Genomic DNA, 18,190 nt, shown 5'->3' with positions numbered 1-18,190 from the left:
AGATGGGCGGCACTGCTCTCTGCGCGGTGTTGCCCATCGTTTCTTACAATCGGAGTTGATGTCTCTTCGTTTTGAAATCCACCGCACGGAAAACTCCATGCGCCGCGCCACGCTGCACCTGCCTCACGGCAGCGTGGAAACCCCCGTCTTCATGCCCGTGGGCACAGCCGCATCGGTAAAGGCCGTACCGCAGGACATACTGGAAACGCTGGGTGACGATGGCCGCGGTGCCGAAATCATTCTGGCAAACACCTATCACCTGTACCTGCGCCCTGGTCACGAACTGATTCGTCGCGCGGGCGGCGTCCACAAGTTCATGAGCTGGAATCGGCCCATGCTGACGGACAGCGGCGGATTCCAGGTCTTCTCACTCGCCGCATTGCGCAAGATCACCGCCGAGGGCGTGGAGTTCCGCTCACACCTGGATGGTTCCAAACATTTCTTCTCGCCGGAACATTCCATCGACGTGCAGATCGCGCTGGGCGCGGACATCATCATGGCATTCGATGAATGTACGGAACATCCAGCCACCTACGAACGCACACGCGACAGCATGGCTCTGACACACGCATGGGCACAGCGCTCACTGGATCACTTCCATACGCACTGCCAGGACGTACCGTGGTTCCCCGAACTGGGCCAGCGCCAGAATCTGTACGGCATTGTCCAGGGCGGCATGTACAAAGACCTGCGCACGGAAAGTGCAAACCGTTTGCTGGAGATGCGCGCTGCGAACGGCGAAGGCTTCGACGGCTACGCGATTGGCGGTCTCGCCGTGGGCGAGCCGCGCGAAGTCACACGCGAAATCATTGCGCACACACTGGAACTGCTGCCAAAGGACAAACCGCGTTACGTGATGGGCGTGGGCTATCCGGATGAAATTGTGGAATACGCGCAGATGGGCGTGGATCAGATGGACTGCGTGCTACCCACACGCGCCGCGCGGCACGCCCTGCTGTTCACCAGCGAGGGGCGTCTAAACATACGTGGCAAGAAATTCAGTGAAGATCATGGCCCTGCAGATCCAGAGTGCCACTGCCCGGTCTGCCGCCGCTATTCGCGTGCTTACCTTCGCCACCTGTTTCACACGGGCGAGCCGCTGGCCGCAACGCTGGCTTCCGTACATAACCTGTCGTTTTATTTAGACACGATGAGAAAACTTCGCGGGGAACGGATTGCCGGGTAAATCGCAACACCACTTCTTTCGTCACACAGAGTTGCAAAAGAGGAAACATTCCTGAGGTATGCTTTTCGGAAACCTTTCCGAAACAGCTTTCTTCGGGTATTGTTTGTCCGTGGCGCCTCCGGGGAACTTTGCGCCGACTCAAAAACTAAAGACAGGAAGTCGCCGGTTTGAGAAATCTGTTTTCGCCCGGCACACGTGATTGATGGTGAAGAACGCAAACCCGGGAACAGGCGGCGTGACTCTACAGGCAGTGGCAGAAGCCGCAGGAGTCACCATTGCAACCGCATCGCGATCACTGAACGATGCCTATGGCGTGCATCCGGAGACGAAGGCGCGCGTCCAGCGCATTGCGGAACAACTGCACTATAAGCCAAACCGTTTTGCACGTGGCCTGGTGACCGGACGCTCGGATATGGTGGGCCTCATCGTCAGCGATATTCGTAACTCCTACTTTGCCGAAGTGGCACGCGGCGTGGAAGATGCCGCGCTGGAATCCGGCCGCGACGTGATGCTGTGCAATAGCGACCTGAACGCCGAACGCCAGATGAAGTCCGTGAATTCGCTGCTGGACAAGCGCGCGGAAGCCATCATCATGAACTCTGTGGCCTCGCTTTCACGCGAAGATCAGCAGAAGATTGCCGCGGCGGGCGTTCCCATTGTGCTGCTGAATCGCCCTGGCCGCGACACCACGTTCTCCACGGTGAATGCGGACAACGACAAGGGCGGACGACTGGCCGCAGAATGCCTTCTGCGCAACGGCCATCGCAAGGTCATCAACCTCACCGGCCCGAAGAAACACGCCAACCTTTCACGCCGTTCCGCTGCATTCGTTAAGACGATGGAGGCACAACGCAGCGCGCGCGTGCGCACGATCCACACCATCAACACCATGCAGGGCGGCTACGAAGCAGCGATTGAAATCTTCCGCAAGCTCAATGGCGAAACCGCCATTGCCACCGGCAACGATGCCATGGCCTTTGGTGTGATGCGTGCCGCCATTGAAGCAGGCGTGCGGATTCCGCGCGACATCTCACTCATCGGTTTTGACGATGTGGAGCTATCCGCCATGACCTTCCCGCCGCTCACCACGGTTCGCCAGCCGAAGTATGAGGTGGGTCGCGCAGCGGTTGAGATTGTGCAACAGCTACTCACCAGTGGTTCAAAGACCCCCATTCACCGCGTGGTGGATGTGGAACTGGTGGAACGCTCGTCTGTAGCGAAGCTTTCCGCTCGTTAAAACATGCGGCATGTCATTCTGAGCGTAGCGAAGAATCCCGACGATGTGTATGCGAGAAAGATCCCGAGCGGTTTCAGCCGGTTAAAGTTAAAGCGGTTCGCAGCTTTCCAATGCGCTGGAATTCTTCGTCACTCCATTCCTCAGAATGACAGTGAAAGTAGCCTCAGGCCTGTGAAGGCACCATCAGCAGTTCTGTAATGGTGACGTGAGCCGGCGTCTTCATCACGTGGACAATCGTCTCGGCGACATCCTGCGGCTGGAGCGCTTTGTTCAACGTGTCCGCCGACAGCTTCTCCGGGCGCTTCTCTACCAGCTCCGTATTCGTCAGCCCCGGCATGATGCAGCAGGTGCGAATGCCGTTCATTCGTTCTTCCAGCCGGATGGCGTGCGCCAGCCCCAACACACCGCGCTTTGAAGCCTGATACGCCGCACCGGAGAGATCGGCAATAGCTCCAGCCGTAGACGAAACAAACACGATATGCCCTGCGCCCGCGTTACGCATACCCGGCAACACGGCATGTGCCAGGTGGAACGCGCCGGTCAGATTCACTTCCAGCACTTCATGCCACACCGCTGGCGGCATCACCTTCATGGCGCGCTGCGGTGTGTTGGTACCGCTGGCATACACCGCAACCGCGATGCTTCCGATGGTCTTTTCAATGTCAGCCACCATGGCCTGCATCTCTTCCAGCCGGGTAACATCCGCTTTGCGCGTATGCAGCACAATTCCCTCTGCAGCAAGCCGCTGCTTCATGGCAATCAGCCTGTCTTTCCGGCGCGCCACAGCCACCACCACCGCGCCTTCGCGCGCTGCAAGTTCCGCCGTGGCCTGCCCAATGCCACTGGAAGCGCCCACTACCAGCACCACTTTTCCCTGAAGCGATTCCGACATCCCCACTCCTCCAGCTCGTCTTCAATCTCTGTTTTCGGAAGCGCTTACAAAGCTACCATTCCCGCCATGCCAAAGGCGAGGGTATCCGATATCGCAATACGGAGGTTGACAGCCGCGCGATGCTTGCCTGAAGATTCCTCGGAAGCGTTTCCGACATACAAGGCCGACACGAAATCCACACAGGAGAACACGGACGCGGACTGACCCGCTAGAGGGCCGGCTCGGGGCTGGATGACCGCAGAACATGAATCGATCGCAAATCAGCTTCGGCCACTCCGCATCCCGCACTCTGGCTGCTGCCCTGTTGTGCGCCGCTGCAGCGGTAACGCTGCCCGCGCAAACGCCATCGGCCGCATCCGGCAAGGTGAAATACAGCAACCTGTGCATCGGTTGCCACGAAACAGATGGCGGCGGAACAGAGCATGCGCCCAAGCTGGCAGATAATCCGGACCTCCGCGGCAAAGACATTGCACGCATTCACAGCATCATTGCCGCCGGATTTCCCGCACAGGGTATGCCTCCCTTTGGCAGCATGCCAACCGCTGACATTGATGATCTGGCTGCATACGTCCGTTCGTTGAACGTCACCGCATCCGAAAGCATCCCCAGCGGCAACGCAGAGGCAGGCAAGCAGTTTTACTGGAACGGCGGCAAGTGCAGCACCTGCCACATGGTCCGTGGCATGGGCTCCGCCACCGGGCCGGACCTGTCCGACGTTGGCTCTCGCATGAGCGCCCCCGCTATCCATGCCTCCCTGACCGCGCCGGATCTGCACATCACGCCAGGCTACGAATTGGCCACGGTCGTTACCGGTGGCAAAACGCTGCGCGGCTATCTGCGCAACCGCACCAACTACGACATTCATCTGCAGGACAAAGAGGGCGGCACCATCCATCTGCTGCCGCTTTCACAGGTAGCAAAACTCACCGTCGACGATCACGCGGCGATGAAGCCACTCACACTGCCGGAAAAGCAGATGGACGATCTCACGGCATACCTCGGCAGTCTGACTGGCGTGGACGGCCCGATGCCGGAGAAGAACAACGTCGTCACACCCGGCGCCAGCATGATCGAGTTCAACGAAATCCTGCATCCGCGCAAGGGCGAATGGCCTTCGTACAACGGCAAGCTCAACGCCAATCGCTACAGCGACCTGACCAGCATCAATCGCACCAACATCAGCCAACTCATCCTGAAGTGGATTGCACCCATGCCGCAGCTTGGCCTGGAGGCCACACCCATTGTCGTGGGCGACACGATGTACTTCTCCGGCCAGAACCGTGTGAGTGCATTGGATGCAAAGACGGGCCGCACCATCTGGACGTGGTTCCGCCCGCCCACATCGGGCCTCGTGGGCGATGCGTCGGTAGGCACAAATCGCGGCGCAGCCGTCTTCCGCGACAAGGTGTACATCACCACCGACAACGCGCACCTCATCGCCCTGAATCGGGTGACCGGCAAGCCTGTGTGGGAACAGACGATGCCGGAAGAGAAGATGAAGTACGGTTCTACCGTCGCGCCCATGATCCTGAACGACACCGTCATTGGCGGCGTCTCCGGCGGCGACTGGGGCATTCGCGGCTTCATCATCTGTTACGACGCAGAGACGGGCAAACAACTGTGGCGACACTGGACACTGCCCGGCCCCGGCGAACCCGGCCTGGAAACATGGGGACCGGAGTGGCCCAAACTGGGCGGCGGATCCACATGGCTGCACGGCTCGTACGATCCGGAAACGGACACACTGTTCTGGCCCACAGGCAATCCGTGGCCTGACTCTGACGACCGCACACGCCCCGGCGACAACCTGTACACCAACAGCATCCTTGCGATGAATCCGCACGACGGCAAAGTGAAATGGTACTTCCAGTTCACGCCGCATGACACAGCCGACCGCGATGCCGTAGAACCACCCGTGCTTGTCGACACCACATTCCAGGGCCAGCCACGTAAGCTGCTGCTACATGCCGATCGCAACGGATTCTTTTACGTCTTCGATCGCACCAACGGCAAGCTGCTGCTGGCGAAGCCATTCCTGAAGCGCATCAACTGGGCCACCGGCATCGACGCCAACGGGCGCCCCATCCTGAACAAGTCGCTGCCCACCACCATGCCAACCAGGCAGCGCAACTGCCCTGACAACGGCGCCAACTGGACGTCGACCGCCTTCAGCCCCACCACGCATTGGTATTACCTGATGACGATTGAGGCCTGCGGCGATCCAAAGGCTGCGCCCGGCACACCCGCAGCACAGGGTCTGCAGCAACGCTTCGTTCGCGCCATCGACATTGAAACTGCAGAAACAAAATGGGAGATCGCACAGCCCGGCGCGCTGGTACTGAAGACGTGGTCTGGCGTTCTGGGTACAGCAGGTGGACTCGTCTTCTATGCCGATCCAAACGGCGCATTCTGCGCTGCGGATGAGAAGACCGGCAAGATTCTCTGGCACTACGACACTAACGTGGGCATGAAGGGTCCGCCGATGACCTATTCCGTGAATGGCGTGCAGTATGTCTCCATCACGGCCGGATCAACGCTGCTGACCTTTGCATTGCCCGCAAACACCACATCGACCGCGAAGAGGTAACGCACATGCAGAACGAAACAGAATGGGGAATGTCACGCCGATCGCTTCTGCTGGGCGCGGCCATGGCAGGAGCGGCACAGGCTTTTGGAACAACGCCGGCGCTTGCTGCATCCACGCGCAACATCATACCTGCCCCGCCAACCGGCCCTCTGAAGGTTTCCATCTTCTCCAAGCATCTGCAGTTCATGCCCATTGGCGAAGCTGCCATTGTCGCAAAGGACATGGGCTTTGACGCCATTGACATGACCGTACGCGCCGAAGGCCACGTACTGCCGGAGAACGTCACGACCGATCTACCCAAGGCCGTTGCTGCCGTGCGCAAAGCTGGCCTGGAAGTCTCCATGATCAGCACGGAGATCGCACCGTCTACCATGCCTATGGCGAAGAAGATTCTGGAAGCCGCCGCGGGCGAAGGCATCCATCACTATCGCTGGGGCGGGTTGAAGTACAACGCCACGCAACCCATCGTGGCGCAACTGAATGCGCTGCGTCCTGGCGTGCGCGCACTGGCAGACCTCAGCCAAAAGAATGGCATTGCCGCCATGTATCACACGCACTCCGGCCCGGAAGCCATCGGCGCCACCATCTGGGATCTATGGGAGATGTTCCGAGGACTCGACCCCAAATGGTTTGGCTTCAACTACGACATTGGCCACGCCACCGTGGAAGGCGGCTACGGCGGATGGATCTGCACCAGCAAACTCTCCGCAGACTGGATGCGCGGCATTGCCCTGAAAGACTTCCTGTGGGCACGCAATGAAAAGAGCAACACGCACGCCGACCCCTACGACAAAAGCCTCGGCGCTTCGGGCGTGTTTGTACCGCACTGGTGCCCCATCAACGAAGGCATGGTGCACTTCGATCAGTTCCTCTCCATCGTGAAAGCGCAGAACTTCAACGGCCCTCTGCAACTGCACTTTGAATATCCGCTGGGCGGTGCTGAAAACGGCAAGACCACACTGACGCTGCCGCGTGAACAGGTGATTGCCACCATGAAGAAGGACCTGCAAGCTGTGCGTGCACACCTTGCAAAGCAGGGGCTCGCATGAGCATATCGGCCATCACGGATCCGTCCGCGGAAACAAACGCCACATTCACGCTGAGCCGTATGCGCTGGGCCATGCTGGCCATGGCGTTTTTCGCGACGGTGATCAACTACCTGGACCGCCAGACGCTCTCCGTCATGGCTCCGGTATTGCTCGATCAGTTCCATATCTCGGCAGGCACGTACAGCCAGATCATCTTCGCCTTCATGCTGGCCTACACCATCATGAATGGCATCTCCGGGCCGCTGCTGGATCGACTCGGAAGCCGCAAAGGCTATTCGTTAACCATCGCTTTCTGGTCCGCCGCGGAGATTCTTACCAGCCTCACCACCGGTGCCTTCTCTCTCGGTATCTACCGCTTCCTGCTGGGCATGGGTGAGGCGGGCAACTATCCCGCAGGCGTGAAGGTCATTGGCGAATGGTTCCCCGCACGCGAGCGTTCGCTGGCCTCGGGAATCTTCAACAGTGGCGCGGCCATTGGAGCCATGCTTGCGCCACCACTGCTGGCATGGTGCGCCATCAGCTTCGGATGGAAGGCCTCGTTCGCCATCGTCGGCGTACTTGGTTTTCTCTGGATCGCTGTCTGGCTTCTGATCTATCGCACCCCACCAGAAAATCCAGCGGAACCCACGCTGCCCGCTCCATCCGTTCTTTCACTCATCCAGGACCGCTTTGTCTGGCAGTTCACGCTGAGTAAGGTCTTTGCAGATCCGGTCTGGTATTTCTACACCTTCTGGTTTCCGCAGTACCTGAAGATGAGCCACGGCTACACGCTGGCGCAGATCGGAAAAATCGGTTGGATCCCCTTCGCCACCGCTGGCCTCGGCAATCTTGCTGGTGGGTTCCTCACGATGCTGATCCTCAAACTTGGTGTGAACGACCAGACCGCTCGCCGCATCAGTGTTCTGTTCTTCTCCGCATGCATGGTCTGCGCGTTTCCCGCAGCTATGGTTAGCAGCGCCGCATTGAGCATCGCGCTCATCTCCACCGCAACCTTTGGCTACAGCGGCGCACTGGCTAACGTACTCGCCATCCCGCGTGACCTGTATCCGAAGAACGCCGTCGCTTCCATCTGGGGGCTTGCCAGCATGGGTTCCGGCTTCGGTGGCATGGTCTTCAGCCTGTGCACAGGATGGCTGGTCGACCACTACTCGTTCCGGCCAGTGTTCATGCTCTTCGGAACGCTGCCCATCATCGCAGCAACGCTGGTCTGGACACTGCCGCGCATGTCGCGTAATTCCAGCGTTGCAGCATGAAGCAGTAACAAAGAACGAACGCAGCGTACGCGGCGGATTCGCTGCGGGCGCTGCGTTCGCTCTTTACGGACGAAGCCGACGTCATGCCATGAAGAATCCGCCATTGATCTCAATGACCTGGCCATGGATAAACGTAGCCTGATCGCTCGATAAGAACACCACCAGATCCGCGATCTCCTCCGCCGTTCCCAGCCTGCCGATGGGCGTTGCCGCGCGCACCCCATCCAGACCTTCCTGTGTGGAGAACGAGCGGTGATAGCCGGTATCCACCGTGCCGGGCGAGATACAGTTCACACGCACGCCCTGCGGCGCAAACTCCTTCGTCAATCCCTTCGTCATCGTCGAGATCGCAGCCTTCGCTGACGAGTACGCCAACGCACCCAGACCACCGCCGAAACGCGCAGCCACCGACGACATGTTGATAATGACGCCGCTCTTGCGTTCACTCATGCCGCGCAGCACCGCCTGCGACAGGAAGAACGCACTGGTGAGATTCAGCATCATCACCTTCTCCCACAGCTCATGCGTGAACTCCAGCACGCGTGTGCGCTGCACAAGCGATCCGGCGTTGTTCACCAGGATGTCGATCTTTCGTCCCTCGGCGTAACGGCAGAGAATCTGCGTTCCCTCCCAGGTGCCCAGGTCGGCCTGAACGATCTCGCCGTCAGCACCGGCAGCGCGGACCTGATCCAGCACCTTCTGTGCTTCGTCGCTTCGCGAGTTGTAGTGGACCAGCACATTCGCTCCCGCGGCGGCCAACGCCAACGCGGTGGCAGCACCAATGCCGCTGCTGGCCCCGGTGACCAGCGCTGTTTTGCCATTCAGTTGTTGTGTCTGCAAGCTGCTCATAAATGTCGGAATCCGATCTTTCGTAGACGCTGGAATGGGAAGCGTTTCCGAAAATCATCGGCGCTGCGGGATTCCTTTGTCAATACAGTGCGGAAACGTTTCCGACAAAATTCTGCCACACGTGCTTTGAGAGTGACGATTTTATTGACAAGGCAGGGTAGCAGTGCGTATTTTCGGAAACGCTTCCGATTCGGCCGGTCCCGTGTCGCTCTGCAAGTCGGTACAGACGCTTCCGGAAAGCGGCAAAATCACACATCCAGACGGAGCAGACTCCTATGACACCGCTGCACTTTTCCCGGAAGGCCACCCTCTCTGTATCGCTTGCACTTGCCTGCATCACCGTGGGCCATGCGCAGTCCAACACCGGTACCATTCTCGGCACGGTGCAGGACGACACCGGCGCCGCCATCCCCGGTGCGACGGTAACCATTCGCAATCTGGGCACAGGAGAAACGCGCACTGCCACTTCAGACAGCAGCGGTGTCTACAACGTTCCCAATCTGCAAATCGGCCATTACTCCATCACCATCGCGCATGACGGCTTCACGTCAGCACAGATCACCGACACCGAACTGCAGGTGGCCCAGCGCGCCACGATCAACCCCGTACTGCACGTGGGCGCGATCACTGACAAGGTGGACGTCATCGCCTCGCAGACTCCGCTGCTGAATGAAGCGTCCTCTGCCGTGGGCCAGGTCATTGATACGCAGACGGTGCAGAACGTACCGCTGAACGGACGTAACTTCTGGCAGTTGACGCAGCTTACGCCCGGCGTCAGCTTCATTCAGGGCGGACAAAACATTGCTTCCGGCGGCACCTCCATCCGTGCCAGCGCCGTCAACGTCAACGTGAATGGCCTTTCGCCTTCGTGGACCGGATGGTATCTGGATGGATCAAACATCACCGAGTCGCAGCTTGGCGGCACACTCATTTCGCCGAACGTGGATGCGTTGCAGGAGTTCAAGGTGGAGTCCAGCAACATGCCCGCCGACTACGGCCACAGCCCCACCATCGTGAACGCCACGCTCAAGAGCGGCACCAACGCCTACCACGGCACGGCATACGAATTTCTGCGCAACAATGCCTTCGACGCGAAGAACTATTTCTACGTTCCGCCTGCGGGTTCCACGCGCCGCAACCAGCCGCTGCATCGCAACCAGTTCGGCTTCGCCATCGGTGGTCCCATCGTGAAGGACCACACCTTCTTCTTCCTCGACCTGCAATCGACGCTGTACCGGCTGGGCCAGAACTTTGACAACATTGTGCCCTCTGCCGCCATGCGCACCGGCAACTACCAGGGCACAGGCATTACGCTGAAAGACCCCCTTACCGGCGCTGCATTTGCGAATAATACGATCCCCGCAAACCGCATCGTCCCGCAGGCCCAGTTCTTCCTGAAGTATCTGCCGGACGCAAATCAGCTTCGCGGTAATGTCTCACACGCAGTGCTGACAAACCGTCTGAAGCAACAACTGGATCAGGGCGACATCCGCATTGATCAGACACTGTTCTCGAAGGACCGTCTGATGGGCCGTTACTCCATTACGGACAACCACGAGACGGACCCCAATCCCTTCCCCGCACTTGGCGGTTTCCCGCTGCGTAGCCGCGGCCAGAACGTGGTGCTGCGCGAGACGCACATCTTTTCACCGAAGTGGCTGACCGAAGCGCAGTTCTCTTACTACCGCAGTGTCTTCTTCTTCACCAGTTCGCTGCAGGGGCAAAACATCAACCAGCAGGCGGGCATCAAAGGCCTGGAAGGTCTCTCGCCCGATCAATATCAGGGCATGCCGCAGCTCAGCATCTCCAACTACGCGGGCTTCACCGGCCAGAGCGGCAACTATCCCAAGCAGAACAAGATTCGTTCATGGCAATACGTTATCCGCGCCACGTACACCAGCGGCAAACATGAAGTCCGCTTCGGCTACGAAAACTTCCACGACACCAACACCTATCTCTTCGGTTCGAATTCGGTAGGCACGTTTACCTTCAGCAACTCCTACTCCGGCGATAACTTCGCGGACTTTCTGCTGGGCTATCCCGCATCGGGCCTGCGCAGCTACTTCCGCCAGCCGTGGGGTAACTACGTGAACTTTCAGTCGATGTATGTGCAGGACGACTACAAGGCAAGCTCCAAACTGACGATCAATGCCGGTCTGCGCTGGGAGATCAACCCGTTCTACAACGGCATCAAGGGACAGACCTCCGGCTGGAACCCATCCAACGGCAAGCTGGTGATTCCCTCTGACTTTTCGATGAACGCGCAGCCCGGAACGCCGTATCTGTATTCGCTGTTCTCCGATCGACTGCAATACTCAAACGATCTTGGCCTACCGACCTCCATCCGCAAGGCGGCACGCAAGAACGTAGGCCCACGCTTTGGTGTGGCTTACAAGCCGGAAGAAAACACGGTGCTGCGCGCAGGCTACGGCATCTTTTATCTCTTCCCGGATAACAACGCCATCAACAACACGCAGAACGTTGTGCCGTTCATTGCATCGCAGACGGTGAACAACGTAAAGCCAACACCAACGCTGACGTTCGGCGATTTTTACTCCGGCCAGCCCATCGTCGCTGCAAACACTTCGAACGCAACCTGCTCCTTCGGCTCTGTCGCACTCTCCTGCTCGCAGCCCAGCCTCACCACGATGGACCTGCAGGTGAAGAACTCCTACACGCAGGAATACAACGTTGCCGTGCAGCATCAGTTCGGTCGTAAGGTATCGCTCGATGTTGCCTACGTGGGCAATCGCACACAACACATCGTGCAGCCGTTCTCTGCGAACGACCCATTCCCCGGGACGGGAACCATCCAGAACCGTAGGCCATATCAGCAGTGGGGCACACTCACGCTGTATCGCTACGCAGGCAACGCCAACTACAACTCACTGCAAACCAAGCTGGAAACACGCGCGCTCAACGGAGCGACCTTTCTCGTCTCCTACACTTACGGCGCCTGCCTCACGGATGGCACCTTCAACGGCCAAACCCGCGAGGTCAGCGGCGGCTATTACTACTACGGGCCCTGCAACTACGACATCAAGCACAACTTCGTCACCAGCGGCCTGTATGAGCTGCCCTTCGGCAAAGGCAAGATGTTCGCATCGGGTGCCAGCGGCATCGTGCAGGGCCTGATCGGCAACTGGAGCCTGTCGGGTGTGGGCACTCTACAATCTGGCCTGCCGTTCACCCTGACCATCAGTAGCGATCAGGCGAACACCGGCCTCGGCGGCCAGCGCCCCAACATCACAGGACGCCCGCAGATGGTACGCAGACCCGGCTGCTGGTATTACGATTCGCGCAACGCATCCTGCCCCACCGGTGGCACAGACGCGTTCAGCATCCCCGCCCAATACACCTACGGCAACGGTAGTACCAACACCATGCGCAACGACGGTCTGGTGCAATTTGACGTGTCCGTGCTGAAGAAGATTCCCTTCGGCGATGCGCGTTCCCTGGAGTTCCGTGGCTCGTTCTTCAACGTCTTCAACCACACCACTTTTGCCACCCCGGTCACCAACATCGATTCCACTTCTGCGGGCCAGATCACCTCAACACTCAACGCAGCCCGTTCCATTGAGCTTGCGGCAAAGATCTACTTCTAAGCACCTCTTCGAAACTGAATCAAAGGCCGCAGGAGAGGAATTATTCTTCTGCGGCCTTTTTTGTTTCGAAATGGGGAATAACATGGGACTTTCGGGGCGTAGCATGTCCCGTTCATGGCTTCTGCCAAGTAAAGTTACTTTATGGCGTATTTTCTGGCGATTGATGCGGGTGGGACCAAAACGGACTTTGTGCTGGCAGATGAAACACGCACACTGGCGCGACAGCGCACCGGCACCATCAAGCGTCTTCGCACCGACGCGGATACCGCACAGCGAAACCTGGAAGAAGGACTTCGCGGACTGACCGCGCAGAGCGGCATTGCCATGTCCGCGGTGCTGCGGACCTGCGTGGGCACCGCAGGCGAAACCGTTCCCATGGTGGCGGACTGGCTGCGCGAAACCATCGCAGAACGCGTCAGCGGGCAGCTACTGCTTCTGGGCGATGTAGAGATTGCCCTGGATGCTGCCTTCTGTGGTGGCCCGGGGGTTCTGGTACTCGCGGGGACGGGTTCGAACGTTGCCGGTCGCACGCCTTCGGGCAAGATGGCCAACACCGGCGGATGGGGCCCCGTGCTCTCTGATCAGGGTTCCGGCCACGCCATTGGCCTGCGCGCCATCCGATCCGTCTTCATGGCTATTGATGAAGGCCGTACCACAGCGCTGCAGCAGGCCGTGATGGATTTCTGGAATCTGCCTTCTCTGGATCTGCTCATCGAATACGCCAACCGCACGCCTGCACCGGATGTTTCACGCCTGGCGCAGCTTGTGTACAGCGTGGCGCAACACGGTGATCCTGTCGCACAGGAAGTCTTGCAGGCCGAAGGCGAAGCGCTTGCCCACCTGGTGCGTCTGCTGATTCGCAAAATGCGGACTTTGCAGGGCGATCCGATCTTCGTCCCACAGCTTGCTTTCGCGGGCAGCATCATGGAGCGCGTACTGCCCGTGCGCGAAGCACTCATTGCATCGCTGCGCAAAGATTTTCCGTCGCTGCAAACGCGCGATGGCGTGGTCGATCCGATTGAGGGAGCGTTGTGGCGCGCACGCGACCAGCAGGCATTTGAAGCACGCGCACACGCAATCGAACAAAGGTCCACGGAGTCACTTGATGCCACCACGGCGCAACCTGCTTAGCTCTCTTGCCTTCACCAGCGTTCTCATCGCAGCCTCAGCCTCCGCACAAACAGTAGACGTACATGCATCGTGGCGCGCTTATGGCGGCGCAGAAGATGGAACGCAATACTCGTCGCTGAAGCAGATCAACCGCACCAACGTCAGCCATCTGCGGGAAGCATGGCGCGTTCCCACGGGCGATGGTCGCGGCTACATTTTTAATCCGCTCATCATCGGCACAACGATGTATGTGCTGGCACAGAACAACAGCATCGTTGCGCTGGATGCAGCCACCGGCAAACAACTGTGGTCGCATCCGTTGCAGGCAAAAACACCGCTGGTTCCTACGCGTGGCCTTGCTTACTGGCAAAGTGCGGACGGTAAGGATCAGCGCCTCATCTTCGCAGTCGACAATCAGCTTCGTGAGATCAATGCGGTCACGGGCAAATCCATCACCACCTTCGGCAAAGAAGGCAACGTGGATCTACGCGAAGGCCTGGGCCGCGACCTAAACAAGCTGACGCTGGTGCAGTCCTACAATCCCGGCCGCATCTTCGGCGATCTCATAATCCTTGGCTCCGCCACCAACGAAGAATACGATTCCGCACCCGGCGACATCCGCGCGTACAACGTTCTCACCGGCAAGATGACATGGATCTTCCACACGATTCCGCATCCCGGCGAATACGGTTACGACACATGGCCGAAAGACGCATGGAAGACCGTGGGCGGAGCGAATGCGTGGGGAGGCATGGCGCTCGACGTAAAGCGCGGCATCCTCTACGTGCCCACCGCCAGCCCCAAGTACAACTTCTACGGTGCCAATCGTACCGGATCGAACCTCTATGGCGATTCGCTCATTGCCATCAACGCACACACCGGCAAGCGCATCTGGCACTTCCAGATGGTGCATCACGACATCTGGGATTACGACAACCCGAACACACCCATGCTGTTGACCGTGAAGCATAACGGCAAGGATGTGGACGTTGTCGCACAGACCAGCAAGACCGGCTACCTGTGGGTTTTCGATCGCGTAACCGGCAAGTCTCTCTGGCCCATTGAAGAGAAGCCTGTACCGCAGGACGCCATGCCCGGCGAACACGTATGGCCCACGCAGCCTGTGCCCACTAAGCTGGAGCCTTTCAGCCGCCAGACCTTCACATCAAAAGACCTGAGCCCGTACCTCTCACCCGAGGAACACGCGCGCCTGAAGAAGCAGATTGATGCCGCACGCAACGAAGGCATCTATACTCCACCCACCACGCAGGACACGGTGGAGATGCCCGGCAATAACGGCGGCGTGAATTACGGTGGCGCAGCCGTCGATCCAACACACGGCTATCTGTACGTCGTGTCCAAAGACCTGCCCGCAATACTGAAACTGCAACTGCCTCCCGCAGCACCCGCCGGCAACACGCCGGAGGCACGCGGTGCAGCCGTCTATGCCAACACATGCAGCCTGTGCCACGGCACCAATCGCGAAGGCAAAGCACCCGTCATCCCCACGCTGGTCGACATCGACAAGCGCCTGACCGAAGAGCAGGTCCGCCAGACCGTCCGCTACGGCAAAAATCAGATGCCATCCTTCGGCAGCCTGCCCACCGCGCAGGTGGATGACCTGATGAAGTTCCTGAAGAATCCGGGTCTGCCCATCATTGAAAGCACGAACGCGGTACCTGCCGGCGATCCCGCCACGCTGCGCTATCGCAGTGGTTTCGGCTTCCTCTTCGCAGAGAGTGGATTGCCCGTCATCGCTCCACCGTGGGCCACGCTCACCGCATACGACCTGAACACCGGCAATGTTCGCTGGAAGATTCCGCTGGGAGAAGTGCCGGAACTCGCAGCCAAAGGCATTACCAATACCGGCGCTCACTTTCCGAAGGTGAATCCCGTAGTCACAGCGGGTGGACTCATCTTCACCGGCACACGCGACCGCAAAATCCGCGCGCTCGACGCAGCCACCGGCAAAGTTCTATGGGAACACGAAGTAGATGCCGCGCTGGAAGGCATGCCCGCCATCTACGAGATTAACGGCAAAGAGTATGTCGTCTTCTGCGCCGCGGCACGCGCCACCACATACACGCACGCCACACCCGGTCACCCCGCATCGCAAGAGCCAATTCCCGGCGCATACATCGCGTTCAGCCTGCCGGATTAACAGCACATCACTTCGCCCAGCTCAATGCAGTAAACGCCCGTCATTCTGAGCGTAGCGAAGAATCCCGACGATGCAGATGTGTCGATGAGCTTGATAGTTCTTCGCACGAAAGCGTGAAGCCACGTTGATCGACGAGAATGCGTTGGGATTCTTCGCTTCGCTCAGAATGACAGATGCATTTTGGGCAATAGGTTCAGCGCGGCGCATGAACGCTCCTCCTGAGACAAAGAAGATCCTCTCCACACTGCCAGCATGAACAACGCAAAGCGCATCATCCTAAGCGAAGTCAAAGCATGCCCTCGAACAAAGCGAAGGGGGTCTGCTTACTTTCACAGCACTGGATGCTGAGCGAAAACAATCAAGAAAACTTAATGACCATGCACCATCGCCGCCACGGCCAACACATCCTCCACATGCACGCGCGCATCCCCCTGCTGCCAGAGCACATCGCTCGCTGCCTCAACCTTCACCTTCCTGCGCAACGATCCATGCAGATCAAGCCCGGGAACCTGCGTCAGCAGGGGAGCATTCTGCAACGACATGCCGCCACCCGCGGCAATGCGAATCTTTCCTGCAGCCATCTGCATTAGCTCAAGCAGCATCTCCAGGCCTTCCATCACCGTGGGCTGACCACCCGAAGTCAACACGCGACTGCAACCAAGATCGATGACCACACGCAACGACTCATGCAGGTCACGCGCAAGGTCAAACGCACGATGAAATGTCACCGGGCGTCCATTCGCAATACGAATCAGTTCCGCGGTCTGCGCTGTTTCGACAACACCATCGACCGTCAATGTGCCAACAACAATCCCCGCAGCGCCAAGCGACAACGCCATCTCCGCATCCGCGCACGCCATACGAAACTCCGCAGGGGAATACACGAAGCCGCCACTGCGCGGACGGACCAGTGCATGTACTGGGATGCTTGAAGCTGCAATCGCCTCGCGCAAAAAACCAACACCAGCAGTAACGCCGCCTTCAGTGAGGGCGGCGCACAGTTCAATGCGATCAGCACCACCGGCATTCGCTGCTTCACATGCCTGTAGTGTCTCCGCGCATATTTCCAGTTCTCGTTGCAACACTTCCTCCGCGAAGTCAGCGCCTGTTACAGCGCTGCCTTCACCTGCTCAAACAGATACTTCGCGCCCTCGACACCATCCCACGGGCCGTCCTCATATTCCAGTGCGAATACGCCGGTGTAGCCATTGTTCATCATGATGCGCACATTGCGCTGCACATCAATCTTCGTGCCCTGACCAAACGCGTTGTCCCAACGGTCCCAATGCTTCGCATGGCATGTGGTGTGTGCGTACGGTGCAAGGTCATTCAGCGCGTGATAGACGAGGTACTTGTGTTCCCAGTTGCCGAAGTCCGGCGACGCCTCGCACCAGCGGCTGTTCACTTCTTCAATGATGGTGCGGATATTAATGGGATTCGCCGTCAGACCCCAGTGATTTTCCAGCGTCACCTTCACGCCCACCTTCGAACCGTGCTCCGCCATTTCCTTGAACGACTGGATGCACTGGTCCATGTACTTCTCCAGCTCCGGGTTCTTCGGATAGCTGGTCTCATTCGGCTGTGGTGACGGCGCAATGCGCGGCCCACCACTGTTCACACGCATGCTCTTTGCGCCGATGATTGCAGCGCCATCCAGCCACTTCTTTGCAACAGCAACGCCAGCCTTGCGCTTCGCCTCATCCAGTTCGCAGATATCGCGCGGCGCATTGTTTGAGATGTGATGACAGAAGACACCTTCTTCCTTCTGCTTTGCCGCCAGCTTCTCCAGCCACTTAGTACCGTTCGCGCTTGCCGGGTTGAATTCTGTAATCTGGCGCGGCTTGCCGTCGTATCCGTAGATCGTTGACGCTTCGTACTGGCTTTCGTCTGTAATGTCTCCAAAGAGGCTGGACCAGATATCAAACTTCGTCACACCCGGAAACAGCTTCTTTGCATATGCGGGATACTCCAGCGCCGTGATGCTGCCATACTTCGCCTGCATCTGCTGCACAGTTGCCTTGGGGCCCACGTTGTTGCGGTTCTTGAAGATCCAGCGCAGCGGATAACTATTCGCAGCAATGCGGTCCAGCTTCTCGCTCTCAGTAAGAGGACGGAAGGCACTCCCCTTCTCAAGGGTTTCGGGTGCTGCGCTCTTCTGTTGCGCAAATGCCTCGCCTGCCAAAATGCTGGCGGCCGCTGCGCCACCCGCGCCCCTCAGAAAGTTCCGGCGATCCAGTTGCATTGTGCGTGACTCCATTGCT

General features: G+C 58.8%; 13 protein-coding genes. 8 read left to right on the top strand and 5 right to left on the bottom strand.

The genetic code is table 11. From position 1 onward, the window contains the following. The first annotated feature begins 58 nt into the window (after positions 1–58). Positions 59–1,186, top strand: coding sequence for a tRNA guanosine(34) transglycosylase Tgt (tgt, locus tag AB6729_RS11800; RefSeq protein WP_371081819.1), 1,128 nt, complete (start codon positions 59–61; stop codon positions 1,184–1,186). Between the two features lie 202 nt (positions 1,187–1,388). Next, complete coding sequence (locus AB6729_RS11795; RefSeq protein ID WP_371081818.1) at positions 1,389–2,423, top strand: LacI family DNA-binding transcriptional regulator; 1,035 nt, start codon at positions 1,389–1,391, stop codon at positions 2,421–2,423. Between the two features lie 163 nt (positions 2,424–2,586). Here the strand turns inward: AB6729_RS11795 and AB6729_RS11790 are convergent, their stop codons facing one another. Beyond that, on the bottom strand, positions 2,587–3,315 hold the full coding sequence (locus AB6729_RS11790) for an SDR family oxidoreductase (protein ID WP_371081817.1): 729 nt from the start codon (positions 3,313–3,315) through the stop codon (positions 2,587–2,589). A gap of 244 nt (positions 3,316–3,559) precedes the next feature. Between AB6729_RS11790 and AB6729_RS11785 the strand changes: the two genes are divergently transcribed. From AB6729_RS11785 to AB6729_RS11775, 3 genes are read left to right on the top strand one after another with little or no spacing between them, the layout of a single operon-like run. Continuing rightward, positions 3,560–5,902 (top strand): PQQ-binding-like beta-propeller repeat protein, encoded by a 2,343-nt coding sequence (locus AB6729_RS11785; RefSeq protein ID WP_371081816.1) that lies wholly within the window; start codon positions 3,560–3,562, stop codon positions 5,900–5,902. A 5-nt stretch (positions 5,903–5,907) separates the two neighbouring features. Next, positions 5,908–6,951 carry a sugar phosphate isomerase/epimerase family protein gene (locus tag AB6729_RS11780; RefSeq protein WP_371081815.1) on the top strand — a complete coding sequence of 348 codons (1,044 nt, stop codon included), beginning with the start codon at positions 5,908–5,910 and terminating at the stop codon, positions 6,949–6,951. Continuing rightward, the gene (locus AB6729_RS11775) at positions 6,948–8,204 is read left to right on the top strand and encodes an MFS transporter (protein WP_371081814.1); all 1,257 of its coding nucleotides are present in this window, start codon (positions 6,948–6,950) and stop codon (positions 8,202–8,204) included. Before AB6729_RS11780 ends, AB6729_RS11775 begins: the two co-directional genes overlap by 4 nt. Positions 8,205–8,285: 81 nt before the next feature. Here AB6729_RS11775 and AB6729_RS11770 read toward each other — a convergent pair whose 3' ends face one another. Continuing rightward, positions 8,286–9,053, bottom strand: a complete 768-nt coding sequence (locus tag AB6729_RS11770; RefSeq protein WP_371081813.1) for an SDR family NAD(P)-dependent oxidoreductase — start codon at positions 9,051–9,053, stop codon at positions 8,286–8,288. A 275-nt stretch (positions 9,054–9,328) separates the two neighbouring features. On the opposite strand from AB6729_RS11770, the gene AB6729_RS11765 reads away from it, so the two are divergent. The 3 genes from AB6729_RS11765 to AB6729_RS11755 all read left to right on the top strand — a co-directional run bounded on the left by AB6729_RS11765 (position 9,329) and on the right by AB6729_RS11755 (position 15,929). After that, positions 9,329–12,658 (top strand): carboxypeptidase regulatory-like domain-containing protein, encoded by a 3,330-nt coding sequence (locus tag AB6729_RS11765; protein ID WP_371081812.1) that lies wholly within the window; start codon positions 9,329–9,331, stop codon positions 12,656–12,658. A 141-nt stretch (positions 12,659–12,799) separates the two neighbouring features. Then, positions 12,800–13,789, top strand: a complete 990-nt coding sequence (locus AB6729_RS11760; protein WP_371081811.1) for an N-acetylglucosamine kinase — start codon at positions 12,800–12,802, stop codon at positions 13,787–13,789. After that, complete coding sequence (locus AB6729_RS11755; protein ID WP_371081810.1) at positions 13,764–15,929, top strand: PQQ-binding-like beta-propeller repeat protein; 2,166 nt, start codon at positions 13,764–13,766, stop codon at positions 15,927–15,929. Before AB6729_RS11760 ends, AB6729_RS11755 begins: the two co-directional genes overlap by 26 nt. Before the next feature lie 21 nt (positions 15,930–15,950). Here AB6729_RS11755 and AB6729_RS11750 read toward each other — a convergent pair whose 3' ends face one another. The 3 genes from AB6729_RS11750 to AB6729_RS11740 all read right to left on the bottom strand — a co-directional run bounded on the left by AB6729_RS11750 (position 15,951) and on the right by AB6729_RS11740 (position 18,186). Further along, positions 15,951–16,136: a hypothetical protein gene (locus tag AB6729_RS11750; RefSeq protein ID WP_371081809.1), complete on the bottom strand. Its 186-nt coding sequence runs from the start codon at positions 16,134–16,136 to the stop codon at positions 15,951–15,953. A 161-nt stretch (positions 16,137–16,297) separates the two neighbouring features. After that, positions 16,298–17,014 carry a copper homeostasis protein CutC gene (locus AB6729_RS11745; protein WP_371081808.1) on the bottom strand — a complete coding sequence of 239 codons (717 nt, stop codon included), beginning with the start codon at positions 17,012–17,014 and terminating at the stop codon, positions 16,298–16,300. A gap of 23 nt (positions 17,015–17,037) precedes the next feature. Next, on the bottom strand, positions 17,038–18,186 hold the full coding sequence (locus AB6729_RS11740; protein WP_371081807.1) for a sugar phosphate isomerase/epimerase family protein: 1,149 nt from the start codon (positions 18,184–18,186) through the stop codon (positions 17,038–17,040). Between the last annotated feature and the right edge of the window lie 4 nt (positions 18,187–18,190).

This window comes from Terriglobus sp. RCC_193 (assembly GCF_041355105.1).
Taxonomy (GTDB): domain Bacteria; phylum Acidobacteriota; class Terriglobia; order Terriglobales; family Acidobacteriaceae; genus Terriglobus.
The sequence above is the reverse complement of the archived record's forward strand: the minus strand, read 5'-3'. Positions and strand labels throughout refer to the sequence as shown.